This is a genomic window from Bilifractor sp. LCP19S3_H10, assembly GCF_052119185.1.
Taxonomy (GTDB): Bacteria; Bacillota; Clostridia; order Lachnospirales; family Lachnospiraceae; genus Bilifractor.
Map to the genome: position 1 here is coordinate 170294 of NZ_JBQKFT010000002.1, position 18001 is coordinate 188294.

Annotated in this window: 17 protein-coding genes; 16 read left to right on the top strand and 1 reads right to left on the bottom strand. The window is 49.6% G+C overall.

Annotated elements, in window-relative coordinates:
* Positions 1 to 204 precede the first annotated feature (204 nt).
* The 3 genes from ACTQZS_RS02500 (at position 205) to ACTQZS_RS02510 (ending at position 1384) form a co-directional block, all read left to right on the top strand.
* On the top strand, positions 205 to 510 hold the full coding sequence (locus tag ACTQZS_RS02500; protein WP_441474432.1) for a helix-turn-helix domain-containing protein: 306 nt from the start codon (positions 205 to 207) through the stop codon (positions 508 to 510).
* 84 nt (positions 511 to 594) lie between these two features.
* On the top strand, positions 595 to 954 hold the full coding sequence (locus ACTQZS_RS02505; protein WP_441474433.1) for a type II toxin-antitoxin system HicB family antitoxin: 360 nt from the start codon (positions 595 to 597) through the stop codon (positions 952 to 954).
* Between the two features lie 13 nt (positions 955 to 967).
* Positions 968 to 1384: a type II toxin-antitoxin system HicB family antitoxin gene (locus ACTQZS_RS02510; RefSeq protein ID WP_441474434.1), complete on the top strand. Its 417-nt coding sequence runs from the start codon at positions 968 to 970 to the stop codon at positions 1382 to 1384.
* 69 nt (positions 1385 to 1453) lie between these two features.
* Here ACTQZS_RS02510 and ACTQZS_RS02515 read toward each other — a convergent pair whose 3' ends face one another.
* Complete coding sequence (locus tag ACTQZS_RS02515; protein WP_441474435.1) at positions 1454 to 1639, bottom strand: hypothetical protein; 186 nt, start codon at positions 1637 to 1639, stop codon at positions 1454 to 1456.
* Positions 1640 to 2154: 515 nt separating this feature from the next.
* Here ACTQZS_RS02515 and ACTQZS_RS02520 point away from each other — a divergent pair.
* The 13 genes from ACTQZS_RS02520 to aroB all read left to right on the top strand — a co-directional run bounded on the left by ACTQZS_RS02520 (position 2155) and on the right by aroB (position 17948).
* Positions 2155 to 3786: an NAD(P)/FAD-dependent oxidoreductase gene (locus ACTQZS_RS02520; protein ID WP_441474436.1), complete on the top strand. Its 1632-nt coding sequence runs from the start codon at positions 2155 to 2157 to the stop codon at positions 3784 to 3786.
* 239 nt (positions 3787 to 4025) lie between these two features.
* The gene (gene radC, locus ACTQZS_RS02525; RefSeq protein ID WP_441474437.1) at positions 4026 to 4802 is read left to right on the top strand and encodes a RadC family protein; all 777 of its coding nucleotides are present in this window, start codon (positions 4026 to 4028) and stop codon (positions 4800 to 4802) included.
* A 41-nt stretch (positions 4803 to 4843) separates the two neighbouring features.
* Positions 4844 to 5863, top strand: coding sequence for a rod shape-determining protein (locus ACTQZS_RS02530; protein ID WP_441474438.1), 1020 nt, complete (start codon positions 4844 to 4846; stop codon positions 5861 to 5863).
* Positions 5860 to 6708, top strand: a complete 849-nt coding sequence (mreC, locus tag ACTQZS_RS02535) for a rod shape-determining protein MreC (RefSeq protein ID WP_441474439.1) — start codon at positions 5860 to 5862, stop codon at positions 6706 to 6708. The genes ACTQZS_RS02530 and mreC overlap by 4 nt, the downstream gene beginning before the upstream one ends.
* Positions 6705 to 7232, top strand: coding sequence for a rod shape-determining protein MreD (gene mreD, locus ACTQZS_RS02540; protein WP_441474440.1), 528 nt, complete (start codon positions 6705 to 6707; stop codon positions 7230 to 7232). Before mreC ends, mreD begins: the two co-directional genes overlap by 4 nt.
* Positions 7217 to 10165, top strand: coding sequence for a penicillin-binding transpeptidase domain-containing protein (locus ACTQZS_RS02545; RefSeq protein WP_441474441.1), 2949 nt, complete (start codon positions 7217 to 7219; stop codon positions 10163 to 10165). The genes mreD and ACTQZS_RS02545 overlap by 16 nt, the downstream gene beginning before the upstream one ends.
* A 99-nt stretch (positions 10166 to 10264) precedes the next feature.
* Positions 10265 to 11455 carry an FtsW/RodA/SpoVE family cell cycle protein gene (locus tag ACTQZS_RS02550; RefSeq protein ID WP_441474442.1) on the top strand — a complete coding sequence of 397 codons (1191 nt, stop codon included), beginning with the start codon at positions 10265 to 10267 and terminating at the stop codon, positions 11453 to 11455.
* Entirely contained in the window at positions 11391 to 12671 is a 1281-nt protein-coding gene (locus tag ACTQZS_RS02555; RefSeq protein WP_441474443.1) for a D-alanyl-D-alanine carboxypeptidase family protein, read from the top strand. The genes ACTQZS_RS02550 and ACTQZS_RS02555 overlap by 65 nt, the downstream gene beginning before the upstream one ends.
* Positions 12672 to 12856: 185 nt before the next feature.
* Positions 12857 to 13282: a twitching motility protein PilT gene (locus ACTQZS_RS02560; RefSeq protein ID WP_441474444.1), complete on the top strand. Its 426-nt coding sequence runs from the start codon at positions 12857 to 12859 to the stop codon at positions 13280 to 13282.
* A gap of 203 nt (positions 13283 to 13485) precedes the next feature.
* Positions 13486 to 14814: an HlyD family efflux transporter periplasmic adaptor subunit gene (locus tag ACTQZS_RS02565; protein ID WP_441474445.1), complete on the top strand. Its 1329-nt coding sequence runs from the start codon at positions 13486 to 13488 to the stop codon at positions 14812 to 14814.
* A gap of 204 nt (positions 14815 to 15018) precedes the next feature.
* The gene (locus ACTQZS_RS02570; protein ID WP_441474446.1) at positions 15019 to 15726 is read left to right on the top strand and encodes a YggS family pyridoxal phosphate-dependent enzyme; all 708 of its coding nucleotides are present in this window, start codon (positions 15019 to 15021) and stop codon (positions 15724 to 15726) included.
* 175 nt (positions 15727 to 15901) lie between these two features.
* Complete coding sequence (locus ACTQZS_RS02575) at positions 15902 to 16498, top strand: cell division protein SepF (protein ID WP_441474447.1); 597 nt, start codon at positions 15902 to 15904, stop codon at positions 16496 to 16498.
* A gap of 352 nt (positions 16499 to 16850) precedes the next feature.
* Positions 16851 to 17948 carry a 3-dehydroquinate synthase gene (gene aroB, locus ACTQZS_RS02580; protein ID WP_441474448.1) on the top strand — a complete coding sequence of 366 codons (1098 nt, stop codon included), beginning with the start codon at positions 16851 to 16853 and terminating at the stop codon, positions 17946 to 17948.
* Positions 17949 to 18001 lie beyond the last annotated feature (53 nt).

Sequence of the window (18001 nt, forward strand, 5' to 3'; positions counted from 1 at the left end):
AAAAGGAAAGTGCCGGCTCGTGAGGGCTGGCATTTTCTTTGGCAAAAAAATAACGCTTGATGTATTATTGTTGACAATATAGGATTGATCCTATATCACATTGATACGAGGTGAATATCAAGAAGACACAGAACCCCCGCCGAAAGAAATCGAACAGGCAAAGAAATATCGCGCAGACTATCTGCGCAGGAAGGAGAGCAGCAAATGAGTGTAAAATTTGATGATTTTCTTCAGGAGCAGCTTCAGGATCCCGAATTCAAAAAAGAATATGAAGCTCTACAGCCTGAACATGCAATCATACAAGCCATCATCGATGCCCGGCAACAGTCTGGATTAACGCAGAAAGAATTGTCAGAACGAACCGGTATTGCGCAAGGTGATATCAGCAAGCTGGAAAGAGGAAATGCCAATCCATCTATCCGCACACTGCAGCGTCTTGCCGCCGGTATGGGAATGAAACTGCGATTAGAATTCCTTCCGTACGTGGCCGGTGCGGTATTAAAGAGATGACGATAGTGATCTGCGGTATATCGAGAAAGAAATTAAACACAATCAGGAGAGATAAAGCACTCTCCTCTGAAAGGAGGGCTATAGATGAAATATATTTACACTGCAACCTTTACCCCCTCTGATGACGGTAAAAAGTTTTTTGCCCGTGTCCCTGATCTTCCGGGATGTATTACAACCGGAAACAGCCTCAGCGATGCCATTGATCAGATTACAGACGCCGCAAGTGGCTGGCTTGTGGTTGCAGAGGATAATGGAGATACAATTAATCCGCCATCGCCACAGGACATGCTTGATGTATCTAATGGAACGATAAAATCGCATATACAGATTGATACCTTGCAATATCGCGCCCAAACCGACGATCGGTCTGTCCGCAAAATTCCAAGAGACCAAGAGATTAACGAAAAACTTGCTCAGGCTATACTTAGAAAGTGGAACGCATGAGGAGGGATTGATTATGAAAGATGCTTATCCAACAATCATTACACAAACCAACAATGGCGGCATGCTCGTTGAAGTTCCAGATTTGGATATTTTAACAGAGGGTAAAGATTACAACGATGCAATATACATGGCAAGAGATGCCATTGGTGTAACAGGAATGTCTATGCAGGATGCCGGAGAAGAAATTCCGAGCGCTTCGCCAGTTGAAAAGATAGATCCATCAAAAGGAACATTTGCTTCAGATGGAAAAAGTATTGTGACTCTGGTAGATATCGATTTTGATGAATACCGTCGGTCTGTCGATCAAAAAATGGTGCGTCGAAGCGTCACATTGCCGAATTGGCTGAATGTTCTGGCTGAAAAAGCACATATTAACGTTTCCGGAGTTTTACAAGAAGCATTAAAGGCCAAACTCGGAGTCACGAAATGAGACATCACACCCCCAAAGGCTGCTGCACTAAAAAAAACAGTGCGGCAGCCTTTTGGATGCTTTTGCAAATCAGACAAGCTCTTTTTCCTCATCCATCAGACGTTTTGCGTCATCTTCCGAGATCTGATATTTCTTCATAATTCGTCGCATAATTTTTTCTTCCGAAACACCATCATCTCTCATCGTGTCAATTGCGCCTAGAATGATTCCTTTGTCTCGACCTTCAGTAAAAACATAACTGCTATAGTTACACATACTGCTCGCCTCCTTGCGAATTGCCTCTGTGTCTGGTATGTCATAATTTTCTTCCAAATCCTGTATTTTGTCTTGCGGGCTTATTTTCTTCGATAAAAGCGTGGACAGCATTTCTGTGATTCTTGAAGAGACCTGATTCTCCGGCTAAAAAAGTCGAGTTTGCGTTTGAAAGGCATGGTGGAAATCATGACGTTTATCGCAGGGGAAACCAAATCGAGAAATTTCCACGACACAAAGAGACAAACGAGAAACTAAGGGGAAAAGTATTGTTACTCTTGTCGATATTGACTTTATGCATATCAACGATCCATTGATAAAATGGTGCGTTGAAGCGTTACCTTGCCAAATAGGCTGAATGCGCTGGCCGAGAGAGCGCATATTAACGTTTCTGGAGTCCTGCAGGAAGCGTTAAAAGCCAAACTTGGAATGATTTGCTTATTGCGATAAACGGCTTTATAATTCTAACCTGTAATACTTCCTTCAAAACTTGAATACTTTTCAAAAGGCGGTTCTTTATGATACAAATTTCTCAGCTGAAGCTTCCTGTCTCTCACACAGAAGTTCAACTTCTCCACAAAATAGAAAAAGTGCTGCATGTCCGTTCCACGGATATCACGGAGTGGAAAATCCTGAAAAAATCCATTGATGCCAGGGACAAAAGCAGGCTTCTCTTTGTATACACCATCGGAGTCCGGCTGTCTTCGGAAAAAACGGAGAGGTCGATCCTGATCCGGGGCGGCAAAAATCATATCTCCGCATATTCGGCTCCGGAATATCATTTCCCGGAAACAGGATCCCGCGAGCTTTCTGCTCCTCCTGTCATTGTCGGGAGCGGTCCGTCCGGTCTGTTCTGTGCCTGGGAACTTGCGATGCATGGATATCGCCCGGTCCTGCTGGAACGAGGGGAGAGTGCTTCACAGCGGCGAAATGCGGTGGAGCGTTTCTGGAATACAGGAGAACTGGATCCGAACAGCAATGTACAGTTCGGAGAGGGCGGCGCAGGTACTTTTTCCGACGGAAAGCTGAATACCGGGGTCAAGGATAAATTCGGACGAAATCATGAGGTTCTGAGAATTTTCGTACAGGCCGGTGCGCCGGAAAATATTCTCTATGACAGCAAGCCGCACCTTGGCACCGATCTGCTTGTTCGTATTGTCGAAACCCTCCGGAATCAGATCATCGCAGCGGGAGGTGAAGTACATTTTCAGACCAGGGTAACGGACCTTCTGACACGTACCGACCCGCTGACGGGAGAGGAGCATATGACAGGGGTTCGCACAGCGTCTGGAAAAGAATTTTTCTCTGACAATGTCGTACTGGCCATCGGCCATTCCGCCCGGGACACCTTCGAGATGCTCTCCGGCCAGAAACTTCTCATGGAGCCGAAGCCCTTTGCGGTAGGCGTGCGTGTCGAGCATCTGCAGAGCATGATTAACCGGGATCAATACGGACCGGACGCTCCTTCCTTTCTGGGCGCCGCTCCCTACAAGCTGACCGGAACCGCTGAAAACGGCAGAGGTGTGTATTCCTTCTGCATGTGTCCCGGAGGATATGTTGTGAACGCATCCTCGGAACCGGAGAGACTGGCGGTGAATGGAATGAGCTATCACGCCCGGGATTCGCGCAACGCGAACAGTGCCATAGTGGTTTCTGTGACCCCCGGGGATTTCCTGCCGTACCATCAGGAGGGAAGGCCGGACGTCCTCAACGGAATGTATTTTCAACGGAAACTGGAGTCTCTTGCCTGGCGGGAAGGACAGGGACGGATTCCAATTCAGCGTTTCGAGGATTTCCGGAAAAACCGCACGGGAGGTATCGGAACCGTGGAGCCCTGTTCAAAGGGCCGATTCCAATGTGCCAATATCCGTAATGTCCTGCCGGAATATATCTCGGAATCTCTGGAACAGGGAATCCAGAGCTTTGACCGCAGAATTCCGGGATTTGGCGGAGACGACACCCTTTTGTCAGGTGTCGAAAGCCGCACTTCTTCACCGATCCGTATCGTCCGCGACGAGTCGCTCCAGAGCACGATCCGGGGGCTTTACCCCTGTGGTGAGGGAGCGGGATACGCCGGTGGAATTACCTCTGCGGCTATGGATGGTCTGAAAGTCGCCGAGAGAATTTCTTCTATATATAAAGTGCTCTGAATATAGGTAAAGTACTCTGAATATAGGAAACTCTGACACATGCAATATATCTTGCAACAGAAGAAATTCTGTACGAATGACACTGCGTACCGGAACTGTTCATTCGTGATTTTGCAGATTCACATGGTTTTCATAATGTGTTAAAATTATATTTCACAGGATTATCTCTTGTCTTTCTTCAGGAAATGGCCATACGATAAGTCGTGCCACATACTGTATAAAGCCAGGAGGACAGGAAAATGGAGAAAAATTCAAAATCTATACCCCGCATGAAGATTGAGCCTGTTGCCCGGATGAAGGAACTCCCGGATCAGTCACGTCCCTATGAGAAAGCGCTCCGGTTGGGGACCGGTGCGCTGACTGATGCGGAGCTTCTGTCGATCATTCTCCGGTCCGGTACGAAGGGGAAGAACTCCCTCCAGCTTGCGGAAGAGATCCTGGATCTGTGCAAGTTCCGGAACGGACTGCTCGGGATCTATCATCTAACGCTTCAGGATCTGATGTCGCTGGATGGAATCGGTGAGGTGAAGGCGCTGCAGATTTTATGTGTTCGCGAGCTCTCCAGGCGGATTGCGCAGATGAACACCTCTTCGTCTCTCTGTTTTGACCGTCCCGATACGGTCGCGCAGTATTTTATGGAAGAAATGCGTCATCAGGAGACGGAGAAGGTTATCTGCGTCATGCTGGACAGCAGGATGCAGCAGATTGCCTCTCCGGAGATTTCCTCCGGCACGGCGAACATGTCTCTGGTATCTCCGAGGGAGATCCTGCAGAAGGCATTGTCCTACCATGCGCTGCATCTGATACTGATTCATAATCATCCGAGCGGAAATCCATCCCCGAGCCACGAGGATTATCAGGTCACCCGGAATCTCTATCGGGCTGGCGAAATCGTCGGGATCGATCTGTCGGATCACATTATCATCGGAGACAGGACCTATTTCAGCTTCCGTGACGACGGATTCTTTGACACGCTTGCCTCTCAGGAGGAAACGCAGACAGACACCGGTGATTAATGTGGCCGGGGCGTACAGCACAGGCAGTACAGGAGTTTTATATGTCATTTAATCATGTGTATGGCGTGGATATGGGCACCGGAACGGTGAAGATCTACGACAGGAACAAGGATTCCATCACCAAGGAAGTGAATATGATAGCGGTCCGGAACGGGGACACCGTGATAGCGGTCGGAAATGACGCCTATGCCATGTATGAGAAGACTCCTGAAAATATCGAGATCATCTCACCGATGAGCAATGGACGGATCAATGACGTTCTGATGATGGAAGCTGTGCTGCACACGATGCTCGGACGGACCGGCGGATACGCCGGATATCGTCCGGTTCTGTATTTTTCCGTTCCCGTCGATATGACTGAGATCGAGCGCCGGGCATATTCCACGATTGCGCGGAAGGGCCGGTTCCGCCGAAGTCAGGTTTATCTTGTGGAAAAACCGATCGCAGACGCACTGGCCCTGGGCATCCCGCTGCATCACACCAGAGGATCGATGATTATCAACATCGGGGCTCAGAGCACCGAAGTCTCCTTCATCGCCGATGAGAGGGTGATCATCAGCAGAATGATTGCCATCGGCGGACAGGCATTCACCTCCGCTATCGTAGAGGGCATCCGACGAAAGAACAGCTTCATCGTCAGTCACCACACAGCACAGCGTCTGAAGCTGACGCTGACAAATCTGGAAAAAGACATCAATGAGGGATGTAAGGTAAACGGTATTGATCTGGACAGTGGTCTTCCGCGAAACGGTGTCGTGACGAGCTACAATGTTACCGCCAGTGTCACCGCAGAGATGCAGAAGATTGCCGCGGAAATCCGCCGGATTATGGAGCGGATACCGCCGCAGATCCGCACAAATGTTCTGAAGGAAGGGATTTATATCACCGGAGGCAGCGCGCACATTGCCGGCATGGTGCCGTTTCTGGAGGAAGCGCTCGACTGTCCGGTTATCCTGTCGAAATATTATGATCTCAGCACCGTATGCGGTCTGAAGGAGCTCATCACTCATCCTGAAATGCAGCACTGGGCATATCTGCCGGGAAAGAAGTCATATTCATGAAAAAAAAAGGTACACATATTAAAAGCAGATATCTGCTTGTCATTCTTACCATCATCTGCGTTGCGCTTGCCATGCTGACCGGCAGTCAGGTCATATCCATATCACCGCTGCGGAACGCCGCCGGAACTTTTCTGGTTCCGCTGCAGACCGGGATCAATAAGGTCGGAGACTGGCTGAACGGACAGAGAATCGGGCAGAAGAATGCCAGACAGCTGGCTAAGGAAAACAAAGAGCTGAAGAGCAAGGTGGCAGATCTGGAAGAGGAGAATACGGTTCTTACCGAGAACACCAAAGAACTGGAGGATCTCCGGAAGCTCTATGATCTGGATCAGGATTATAATGACTACGACAAAATTGCCGCGTCCGTCATCGCCAAGGGCACAGGAAACTGGTATAACACCTTTACCGTGAACCGCGGCACGGACGATGGCGTTGCCGTCAATATGAATGTCATCTCCGACGGCGGTCTTGTGGGTATCGTCACCGAGACCGGTAAAAACTGGTCGACCGTCCGTTCCATCATCGACGACGATAACAACGTCAGCGCCATGCTTCTCGATTCCTCGGAGAACTGCATTGTCACAGGCAGTCTGTCACTGATTGAATCCGGTAAGCTTGCGCTGAGCGAGCTCAGAACAGATGCCAAGGTATCCACCGGAGAACGTGTCGTCACCTCCAACATCAGTGACAAATACCTTCCCGGGATTCTGATCGGGTATGTGGATTCCGTACAGGATGACTCCAACCTGCTCACGAAGACGGGCTACATTATTCCTGCAGTGAATTTTCAGTCCGTGAACACCGTACTCATCATCAAACAGCTGAAGGAGACCGCTGATCAATGAAGAAAAATATCTGTATTTTTCTGATAATTGCCGCAACCATAGTGGTGCAGTCTTCGTTGGGTCTGCTCCTGCCGGCAATTCTGTCTGCGCCGAATCTGGCGCTGATCCTCACATGCTCCATGGGTTTCATGCGGGGAAAGAAATCCGGCATGTTGACAGGCTTTTTTTCCGGACTGATTCTGGATCTTTTTTTCGGCGAAATATTCGGATTCACCGCGCTTATTCTTCTTTACATCGGATATTTTAACGGATTTCTGTTCAAGGTATTTTTTGATGAGGACATCCGGATTCCTCTTGTCGCAGTGGGAATCAGCGATATCGTTTACGGTCTTGCCTGTTACCTGATCCGTTTTCTGAATGGTACGAGCCTTTCGCTCGGATCCTGTATGATACATACAATTCTGCCGGAGGCAGTATGCACCATGCTCTTTACCATTCCGCTTTATTTTCTGTACCACTGGCTGAACAGAAAGATCACCGCAAATGAACTGGAGGAAGAACAATCACCTTGGCTAAGAAGATAAAAAAAGCATTCATCCGTTTTTTCAGCAGAAGAGGACTGATCCTTGTTCTGCTTTTCGCTGTTCTGGCTCTGATCCTTCTGGTGAGGCTGTTTCATCTTCAGATTATACGCGGAAAGGATTACGCGAACAGCTTCACGGTCATGACGACCGCTACGCGCACGCTGAAGAGCACCCGCGGTAATATCTATGACGCAAACGGGAAGGTTCTTGCGTCCAATGAACTGGCAAATAATGTCACGATAGAGGATAACGGGTCGTATGATACCACCCGGCAGAAGAATTTGTCTCTGAACGGAGAGATCTACCGCCTGACGAAGATGATCCGTTCCAACGGCGACACCCCTTCCCATGATTTCCATATTGTCATCGGATCGGACGGAAATTACGCCTTTGATACCGACAATACCACGACAATCCAGCGTTTCCGTGCGGACATCTACGGATATCAGACAACGGATGAACTGAAGGCAGGCGAGGCGGATGCATCCCCGGATAAAATTGTCCAGGATCTTAGCGGTTCAAAATACTATGGACTCACGGATTCGGATGAGCCGTATACGGCGGAGGAGCTTGCCGAATACGGCCTCCCTGAAAAACTCACAAAGGAAGAGGCGCTGGATATTATTGTGGTCCGCTACCAGCTCAGTCTGGTCAGCTACCAGCGCTATGTCGCAGTGACTGTCGCGACCAATGTCTCCGACAGTACTGTTGCGGCAGTGAAGGAAAACGCGGATTCTCTGCAGGGCGTGGAAATCGCGGAGGATTATATCCGTGTCTACAGCGGCGGTGAAGCGATGGCTCCGGTCGTCGGCTACACGGGAAAGATCTCCTCGGACGAACTGGAAGATTACGGCTCCGGCGATACACGCTACAACAGCAACTCCATTGTAGGAAAAGCCGGAATCGAGAAGGCAATGGAGAGCACCCTGCAGGGAACCGATGGCTCCGAGGAGGTTACGATCAATAACCTCGGAAAGGTAGTCTCGGAGAATAAAGACTCCCTGGTGCAGCCTGCCAAGGGCAATGACGTTTACCTCACCATCGACAGCGAGCTTCAGAAGGCAGCCTATCAGATCCTGGAAGAAAGAATCGCCGGTATTCTTCTGACCAATATGACGGATGCAAAGTCCGTGGACGCGGCAAGCCTCGCAGACAATGATACCATCTCCATCGCCAGTTACGACTGCTACAATGCCCTGATTGAAAACAGTATTATTGATATTGATAAATTCTCAGACGACGATGCTACAGAGGCGGAGAAGAAGGCACAGACCGCGCTGGATACCAGCCAGACCAACACGGTGAACTGGATCACCGGTCAGCTGAGCAGCGACAGTGCTTCCAGGTATTCGGATCTGTCTGCTGAGCAGAAAGCTGTGTTCGATTATGTGATATCCGATTTTCTCACAACGGAGTACGGAATTCTGGACAGTTCTTCCATGAAAACAGACGATGCCACCTACCAGGCATATTTCAAGGACGGCTCCATAAGCCCCCGTGCTTTTCTCCAGTATGCGGCAAATAACAGCTGGATCAATGTAGCCAAGCTCAGCGACAAGGATTCTTCGTATCTGACCTCAGATGAAATCTATCAGGCAGTCCTTGATTTCATCACCAGTCACATCACCGGAGAAAAAGCGTTCCACAAGCTTCTCTACAAATATCTGCTTCAGGATGACGCGCTGGAGCCGAAGGTGATCATGCAAATCCTTTATGATCAGGGAATTCTCTCAAAGGATGACGCTGACTATGCTTCCTTTGAGAGCGGAGCGACCAGCGCGTACCAGCTGCTGTACAACAAAATCTACAGCCTGGAAATTACGCCCGCCATGCTTGCCCTGGATCCGTGTTCCGGTTCCATTGTCATCACGGATCCGGATACCGGTCAGGTTCGTGCCTGTGTCTCTTATCCGGGCTATGACAACAACCGACTTGCAAATGACATGGACACCGATTACTACAACAAGCTGAATACCGATCTTTCCACTCCTTTTTATAATAAGGCGACGCAGCAGCTCACCGCTCCGGGATCTACCTTTAAGCCGGTCATGGCAGCCGCAGGTCTTACCGAAGGGGTCATTGACGGTTCAACATTGATTGACTGTACCGGCGTCTTTGGAAAGGATATTCCGTTCCTGTCTGACTCGGACCGGGTGGCCTGCTGGAACAGCAACGGCCACGGCTACCTGAATGTGGTCGGCGGAATTACAAATTCCTGTAACGTCTTTTTCTGTACCGTTGGCTTTGATCTGGGTCTTGACAGCAATCAGAACTATGATCAGGATACCGCTCTCGCAAAGGAGCAGAAGTACGCCGCGATGTTCGGTCTTAATGAGGGAACGGGGATTGAAATTTCCGAATCGGATCCTCATGTGTCCGACAGTCTTCCGATTCCGTCCTCCATCGGACAGGGAACGCATCAGTACACGACGACTCAGCTCGCCAGATACGCGGCGACCATCGCAGACAGAGGCGTATGCCGGGATCTGACCTTGATTGACAAGACTGCGGACTCGGAAGGAAATACGCTGAAGCAGAACGAGACAAAAACACTCAGCACGGCAGATTCCATCAGCAGCACGACATGGGATCTGATCGATGAAGGAATGGCAGGGGTTGTATCAAATGACGCGACGGTATGGCCGGGATTTTCCAGTACCATTACCGTGTACGCGAAGACAGGAACCGCACAGGAATCCATGCTGCGCGCGGATCACGGTCTGGTCATCGGATTCACAAGCGGCGCAGAGGACAGCACTTCCTATGACGATGTGGCTTTCGCCGTCCGGATCGCGAATGGTTACGGCTCCACAAACGCAAGCCTTGTCGCAAGGGATGCCCTCAGGTATTACTTCAATCTGGATTCCGAGGAAAATATCATCATGAAACACGCAAATACAGATTCGATCACAAAGAAGATTGTTGCTGACTGAGTTTTTTCAACAATTTGCAAAATTCGCCCGGGATGTGATTTGAGTACGGAGAAAATCGCTGCCGACTGAGCCGGCGCACAGATAAAGGGAAAATATCGAATGCTGAAGTTATATAAACTGAAAGATTACAATTTCATGCTGATGCTTCTGCTGATTATCATCAGTTCGATCGGTGTGGTCCTCGTCGGATCCGCCGATCCGACCCTCAGAAGCAGACAGCTTATGGGCTTTCTGATGGGGCTTGCGCTGATGATCGTGATATCTCTGATCGATTACAGCTGGATTCTCCATTTTTACTGGATCATCTACATTATTAACATTCTGTTGCTGATCATGGTCCGCCTGTTCGGTACAACAGCGCTGGGAGCGGCACGCTGGATCAACATCGGAGGATTCCAGTTCCAGCCGACCGAGCTGTGCAAGATCATGATGATTCTGTTTTTTTCCATGTACTTTATGAACCATGAAGAAAACCTGAACTCCTGGAAGACAGTTTTCCGGTCAATCATTCTTCTTGCATTCCCGCTGTTCCTCATCCTGAGCCAGCCGGACCTGAAGAATACCATCACAATGACCATTGTATTCGCACTGATGTATTTCGGAGCAGGTCTCAGCTACAAGAAGATCGGCATTATCCTCGCAGTAATCGTACCGGTTGTACTGGTAATGTTTCTCCTGATCGTCAAAACGGATCTCCACATCGTCGACGATTATCAGAAGGATCGTATCATGACCTTCCTCAGCTCCGATGACAGCGAGGAGTATTCCGACTCCAAGATGCAGCAGCAGAATTCCATCATGGCAATCGGTTCCGGCCAGGTCACCGGGAAAGGGCTGAACAACACGGATCTTTCCGCGAACAGCGGCAATTTCATATCCGAGATTCAGAACGACTTCATCTTCGCGGTTGCAGGAGAGGAGCTGGGCTTCATCGGAAGCGCCATTATTGTCATCCTCTTGTTCCTGATCATTCTGCTTTGCTTTCTGGCGGGCAGAGCGGCAAAAGATCTCTCCGGCACCCTGGTCTGCTACGGTATGGGATGCCTGATCGCGATACAGAGCTTTATTAACATCTGCGTCGCAACAGGACTTCTCCCGAATACCGGAACGCCGCTTCCTTTTGTGAGCTACGGCCTGACCTCTCTGATCAGTCTTTACATCGGAATGGGTGTGGTGATGAATATCAGTCTGCAGCGCAAGAAATATTTTGACTATGGAGGAAAATATGTCTACACAGGAGAAACATTCAAACCGGACTTCTTCGAATCCGGAACCGGAAAGAAGGCATAAGAGAAAATACAGCCGGAATGCGAGGCGCAGACGGCAGCGTCTCCTGCATCGTATCGCGGCAATTTTCATCGCGGCGATCCTTGTGCTGGCAGCTGTTCTAATTCATCTGATCTTCACGCGGAGCACGACGCTCGACACATCCGAGGCCTATAATCTCTCTGCCCAGAATGGGGCCGAGGAGCTTTCTCCCTTCACCCTTCAAAGTACATCGAATTACACGGAGAGCGAGGGAATTGTCTGTTCCGAATCCGAAGTCGGATCCGGAAGTCTCAGCCTCACTGAGGATGATGAACGGGCGCTTCTGTTTAATCTCGAGGATCACACCAGTCTCTATGCAAAGGGCATCTACGATAAAATTTATCCTGCCAGCCTGACGAAGATCATGACCGCTCTCGTGACGTTTGAGAGTGGCACAGACCTTACGCAGCAGGTCACGATGACGGATGCGGATTTTCAGCTCGGTGAGGACGCGCAGTCCAGTCAGCTTGAAGTCGGAGACAAGGTTGCGCTCGAAGATCTGCTGAACCTGCTTCTGGTATACTCCGCGAATGACGCGGCCATGGCGATTGCCCGAACGGTCGGCGGCAGCGTGGATAAATTCGTGGAGATGATGAATTCGGAAGCTCAGAAGCTCGGGATGACGGGAACCCATTTTGTCAATCCCTCCGGACTCCACGACGACAGCCACTACACAACACCATATGACATTTATCTGATGCTGAACCGTGTCTATCAGGATTATCCTGATTTTTCAAAGATCGCATCACAGTCCCAGTACCAGACAAGCGTCACCGGAACCGAGGGAGAGAGCACCTTCCTGTCCATCACAACCGATGAATATCTCGACGGAACCTATTCTCTGCCTTCCAATGTACAGATTCTTGCGAGCAAGACCGGTACAACAGATCAGGCCGGGTCATGCCTTGCTCTCGTCGTACAGAACGGTTACGGCGTTCCCTTTATCGCAATCGTCACCGGTGCCGATACGAAGGATACTCTGTACAACGATATGAGCAAGCTGCTCAGTCTGACGAATTCGGACGCCTCCTCCGATGCGGGATCTTTCTCCTCCGGCACGGATGCCTCCGGGACGGATTCCTCCTCTTCCGGAGCGAAATCCTCATCCTCCGGAACGGATGTCTCTTCTTCCGGAGCCGAAAAGGTGTCTTCGTCCTCCAATACGGAGGAGAGTGTTTCCTCAGTCTCCGGTTCCTGATGAAAATAAGGAAAGTGTCTTGCCTTTTTTGTATAAATACACTATAATTAAACCATCAACCCGAAACGATTTTAGTCAAAAAGACAATTAAATCGTGCCAGTCTGTGTCGGTTATGCAGCTTTTCGGGGAATTATGCTATACCAATGTATTTTACATTACGATACTGCTCAAGGAGGAATCAGCCATGGTTCAATTAATTGTAGGCAAAAAGGGAAAAGGAAAAACCAAATATATTCTGGACAAGGTGAATACAGCAGTCAGGTCGGCGAGCGGAGATATCGTATATCTCGACAAGAGCGCAAAGCATATGCTTGAGCTGAACAACAAGATCCGCCTGATTGATGTATCCGTTTATCCGTTAAAGGACTACAATGAATTTGTCGGTTTTATCTGCGGAATCATCTCTCAGAATCGTGATATCGAGCAGATGTATCTCGATGGCTTCCTGAAGCTGACGAAGCTTGAAGACAACAAGGATAAGGTAGACGACTGCATCGAACAGCTCGAGCAGATCAGCACAATGTTCCATGTTGACTTTGTCATCAGCATGTCCATGGACAAGGAAGAACTGAGCGCAGATATGCAGGAAAAGATCCTCCTTGCTCTGTAATATCCGTACATGTATCGAATTCAGCCTATAGTTTTTGGTTCCGAACGGGACTTCAGAAAGCTGCCGCACCTGCTGCGGCAGCTTTCTTTATGCCTCCCTGCGGGCAGCTTTCTTTATGCCTCCCTGCGGGCAGCTTTCTTTTGCTTGTAATAAATTTCGGATAATGCTAGAATAAGGAGTCAAAGCGTATGCAGGAGGCAACTGTGGCAAAAAAGAATAATAGAAAACACGGAATAAATTTCAATATCGGCACCGTGATCTTCGGAGCGCTCTTCCTGTATCTGATCATCACGATCTTTATCTATGCGACCTCAAAGCACATTTCCTCATATATGGTAACTTCCGGCACTCTTTCAAATAACGAATCCTATTCAGCGCTTGCGCTTCGGTCGGAAGAGCTGGTTGATGCTTCGGCCTCAGGGTATGTCAGCTATTATACGCAGGACAGTGCCCGGGCATCCAAGAATGACATTGTGTGCAGTATCGGCTCCAGCCCGGATTCCTCCTCTACGGTCAAGCTGGCAGACTCCGACGTCAGCAAAATCCGGCAGCTTGCCTCGGAGTTTACGGGGGCATATAATGAGGACAATTTCGGAACCGTCTATGACTTTCAGTATTCCCTGAACTCTACCGTCATCAACGACAGTGATCCATCCTCTGTCAACGGAACTGCCTGTCAGGCAGATAACGACGGTGTCATTACCTATACGACAGACGGATATGAGACGCTGACACCGCAGGACGTCACCCTGGATGATTTTAATATCAAATCCTATGAGAGCACACAGCTCCGGACCAGCGACAAGGTTTCGAAGGGAGATCCGATCTTTCGCATTGCGACCGATGACACCTGGTATCTTGTCTTTCCTTTAACTGACAGGCAATATGCCGCCCTTTCCACAAAGTCAACAGTCCGGGTGAAGTTCAGCAAAGACGGGAATTCCGAGAACGGAGATCTCACTCTGTTTGACAAGGACGGCACGCATTTTGCAAAAATCACTCTGTACAGTGGTATGGTACGGTACGCAGATGACCGGTTCCTGAATATTGAACTTGTGACAAATACGGACACCGGACTGAAAATTCCCCTTTCTTCCATCGTCACTAAGGAATTTTACACGATTCCGGTAGATTATTTGACGACAGGAGGCGATGACGATTCCGACGGTTTCATGAAACAGACAAAGGGCAGCGGAGACAGTTCCTCCACAGAATTTGTGGAAGCCGATCTGTATGAGAGCACCACGGATGATTCCGGGCAGAAGGTTTATTATGTGGATGAAGCGGATTTCCAGCCTGGAGATCTCATCCTCAAGCCCGATTCCAGCGACACCTATACCATCGGGGCCACTGCGTCCCTGGAGGGGGTTTACTGTATCAACCGCGGTTACGCACAGTTCCGCAAGATCGACATTATCGATCAGAATGATGAATACTGTCTGGTAGAGGAGGGCACAAACTACGGAATCTCCCAGTATGATTATATTGTCAGAGACGGAAGTACCGTGAACGAGGCGGAGATTCTCCGATAAGGGCAATGCGTCATACAGATCCATATTCTCGTAAAGGCATTGCGTCATACAAGTCCATATAAGTATAGGGATTGCGAGAGTGCAAAGCACGGCGCAATCCTTAGCTTTTACTTACCGTTTGTGATATCATATGATGCTTTACAGGAAACGCCCTTGCCTTTCAAGCGGGGTGTCATATATATACAGAAATGTGAGGTGTTGAAGATGCTTTTGGAAAATTATAAAGCTGTTCGCAGGAACATCGATGAGGCCTGCGCCCGCGCGGGCAGGAATCCGGAGGATGTCACGCTGATCGCAGTCAGCAAGACAAAGCCGGAGGAGAACATCGAGGAGCTTTACCGCGCCGGGGTACGTGACTTCGGTGAGAATTATATTCAGGAACTCCGCCAAAAGCATGATGACCTTCCAAAGGATATTCACTGGCATATGATCGGTCATCTGCAGAGAAACAAGGTCAAGTACATCGCGGAATACGTCACGATGATACATGCCGTCGATACCTATGAGCTTGCTCAGACTATCGAGAAGGAAGCAGTTAAGCACAGCCGCCGGATTCCGATCCTGATCGAGGTCAATGTTGCGGAGGAAGACACAAAATTCGGCGTTTCCTGCGAGGAAGCCCCGGAGCTTGTGAAAAAAATTGCAGAAACGCTTCCACATATCATTGTAAGCGGTCTTATGACCAGCGCTCCCTTTGTGCAGAACCCGGAGGACAACCGTCCGGTCTTCCGCAAATTGAGACAATTAAGTGTTGACATCAACAATGAAAACACTGATAATGAGAATGTTGAAATGAAGACTCTGAGTATGGGGATGACCAATGATTATATTGTCGCTGTCGAAGAGGGTGCCACACTTGTCCGTGTAGGTACCGCCATTTTCGGCGCACGCGATTATACGCACAAACAGTGAGGTGCATTTTCCATTTCCGCATTGCACTGCGACAGATTTCATCATTGTGAAATAAACAGCCATGCCCCGCAGGCGGGGTGCCACAATAGGTATAAGTCTCCGCGTTACGTTAGCTGCTCCGCAGCTTCCGCGCCGCCCCTGAGTCTGTAAGAAATTGTTAGGAGAGAATGATAAGATGGGATTTTTTGATAAGTTCCTTGATGCGGTACGTCTGAATGACGATTATGATGATGACGATGAATTCTTCGATGACGACGATGAAGATTATGATGATGAGCCGGAAGAAGAACCGGCGCCGAAGAAAAAGCATTTTGGAAGCCGCAAGAGCGTAAATGCAGCACGCGAGGCAGAGGAGGAGCCGGTTCGCAAGGCACAGCCGGAGACCTCAGGAAGATATACCACGGCAGCCCGCATGCAGACGAGACCTGCAGCACAGTCGTCACAGAAAGTAACGCCGATGCACCGTGCCGCATCGTCCGCCCGCGGCGGCATGGAAGTCTGTGTGATCAAACCGGCAAAGGTCGAGGACTACAGGGAGATTGCAGACACCTTGCTTTCCGGCTGTACCGTTGTACTGAATCTGGAGGGACTTGATGTCGAGCTCGCGCAGAGAATTATTGATTTTTCCTCCGGTTCCTGTTATGCAATCGGCGGAGGACTGCAGAAGGTTTCCAGTTACATCTTCATTCTGACTCCTTCTACCGTCGAGATTTCCGGAGACATTCAGGACCTTCTGAACGGCGCGATGCCGACGATGCGCACTGCGTTCTGACAGAGCTTTTCATCGCGATGGCTTTCCGGACATCCGGTTCTGATCGAATGATGACGGAGCAGCATTCCGGGTAATCCGGTTTTGATCGGGCGATTACCGGTCAGTTTACCGGGATTCCGTATCTGTTCAAATGATTACAGTAACGGCCATACGATACATCGTGCCACACACTGTATTAGCTGCGGATTGCTCCGTGCTTCGCACTCCCGCAATCCTACAGGTATGAATGACCTTGCAGGCATCAGTTAGAAGCGATTCTTACTGATGCTTTTCTCTTATCAGAAAATACCGTAAAGTCCCTCTTGCTTCAGCAGTGGGATACAGGCGACAAAGGGTTGAGAAGGAGATTATTATGGAATCATTAATTGTAGAGAGAAAAAGCTCAGGCATGGAGTTTTCCTATCGGATTGTGTGGGAGAGCAGCTTTCAGACCCTTGCAGATGAAATCCGCCGGATCAGCGGTTTCCGGGCAAAAAAAATCTGTGTGGTATCCGACAGCAATGTGGCGCCTCTGTATGCCGGGGAGGTTGAGAAGGCACTTGCTCCGCTTGGCCTTACGGTTGAAACCTACGTTTTTCCGGCCGGGGAGGAGCACAAGTGTCTGGATACGGTAAACGGCCTCTATCGTTTTCTGATCGGGCACAAGTTTCAGCGAAACGACATCCTCGCCGCGCTTGGCGGCGGCGTCGCCGGTGATCTGACCGGTTTTGCGGCAGCCACCTATCTGCGCGGCATCGACTTCATCCAGATTCCGACCACCCTGCTCGCGCAGGTGGACAGCAGTGTCGGAGGAAAAACAGGTGTCGATTTTGAACAGTATAAAAATATGGTAGGCGCATTTCTTCAGCCGCGCCTTGTCTACATGAATATGAAGACACTGAAGACACTTCCGCAGGATCAGTTTGCATCCGGCATGGGTGAGGTTCTGAAGACCGGTGCGATCCGCGACAGAAATCTGCTCACCTGGATCGATTCCCACGAGGCAGAGATCCTCCGGAGAGATCCGGATGCTCTGGCGACTGTGATCCGCGCCTGCTGCAGGGTAAAGGCGTCCATTGTCGAAGATGATCCAAAGGATAAGGGACTCCGTGCCATCCTCAACTTCGGCCATACGCTCGGCCATGCCATTGAGAAATGCAAGAACTTCGAACTTCTTCACGGTCAGTGTGTCGGGATTGGCTCCATCGGAGCATCGTGGCTGTCTATGAAGCGTGGCATGATCTCAGAGGAAGATTACCGGTGGCTGCAGAAGCTTCACCGGGATTTCGGGATTCCCACCTCTGTCAGCGGCCTGACCGTTGATGAAATCGTCCGGACTACCCGATCCGACAAGAAAATGGAAGAGGGGCATATCCGCTTTATTCTTCTTGACGGTATCGGCAACGCGGTAATTGACAGCAGCGTCACGGACGAGGAGCTGCGCGAAGCAGCATCTGTACTTATTAAATAAACGTCCCTGTTCCACAAGCAGGGCACCACATACTGTATATGCTTCGGATTGCT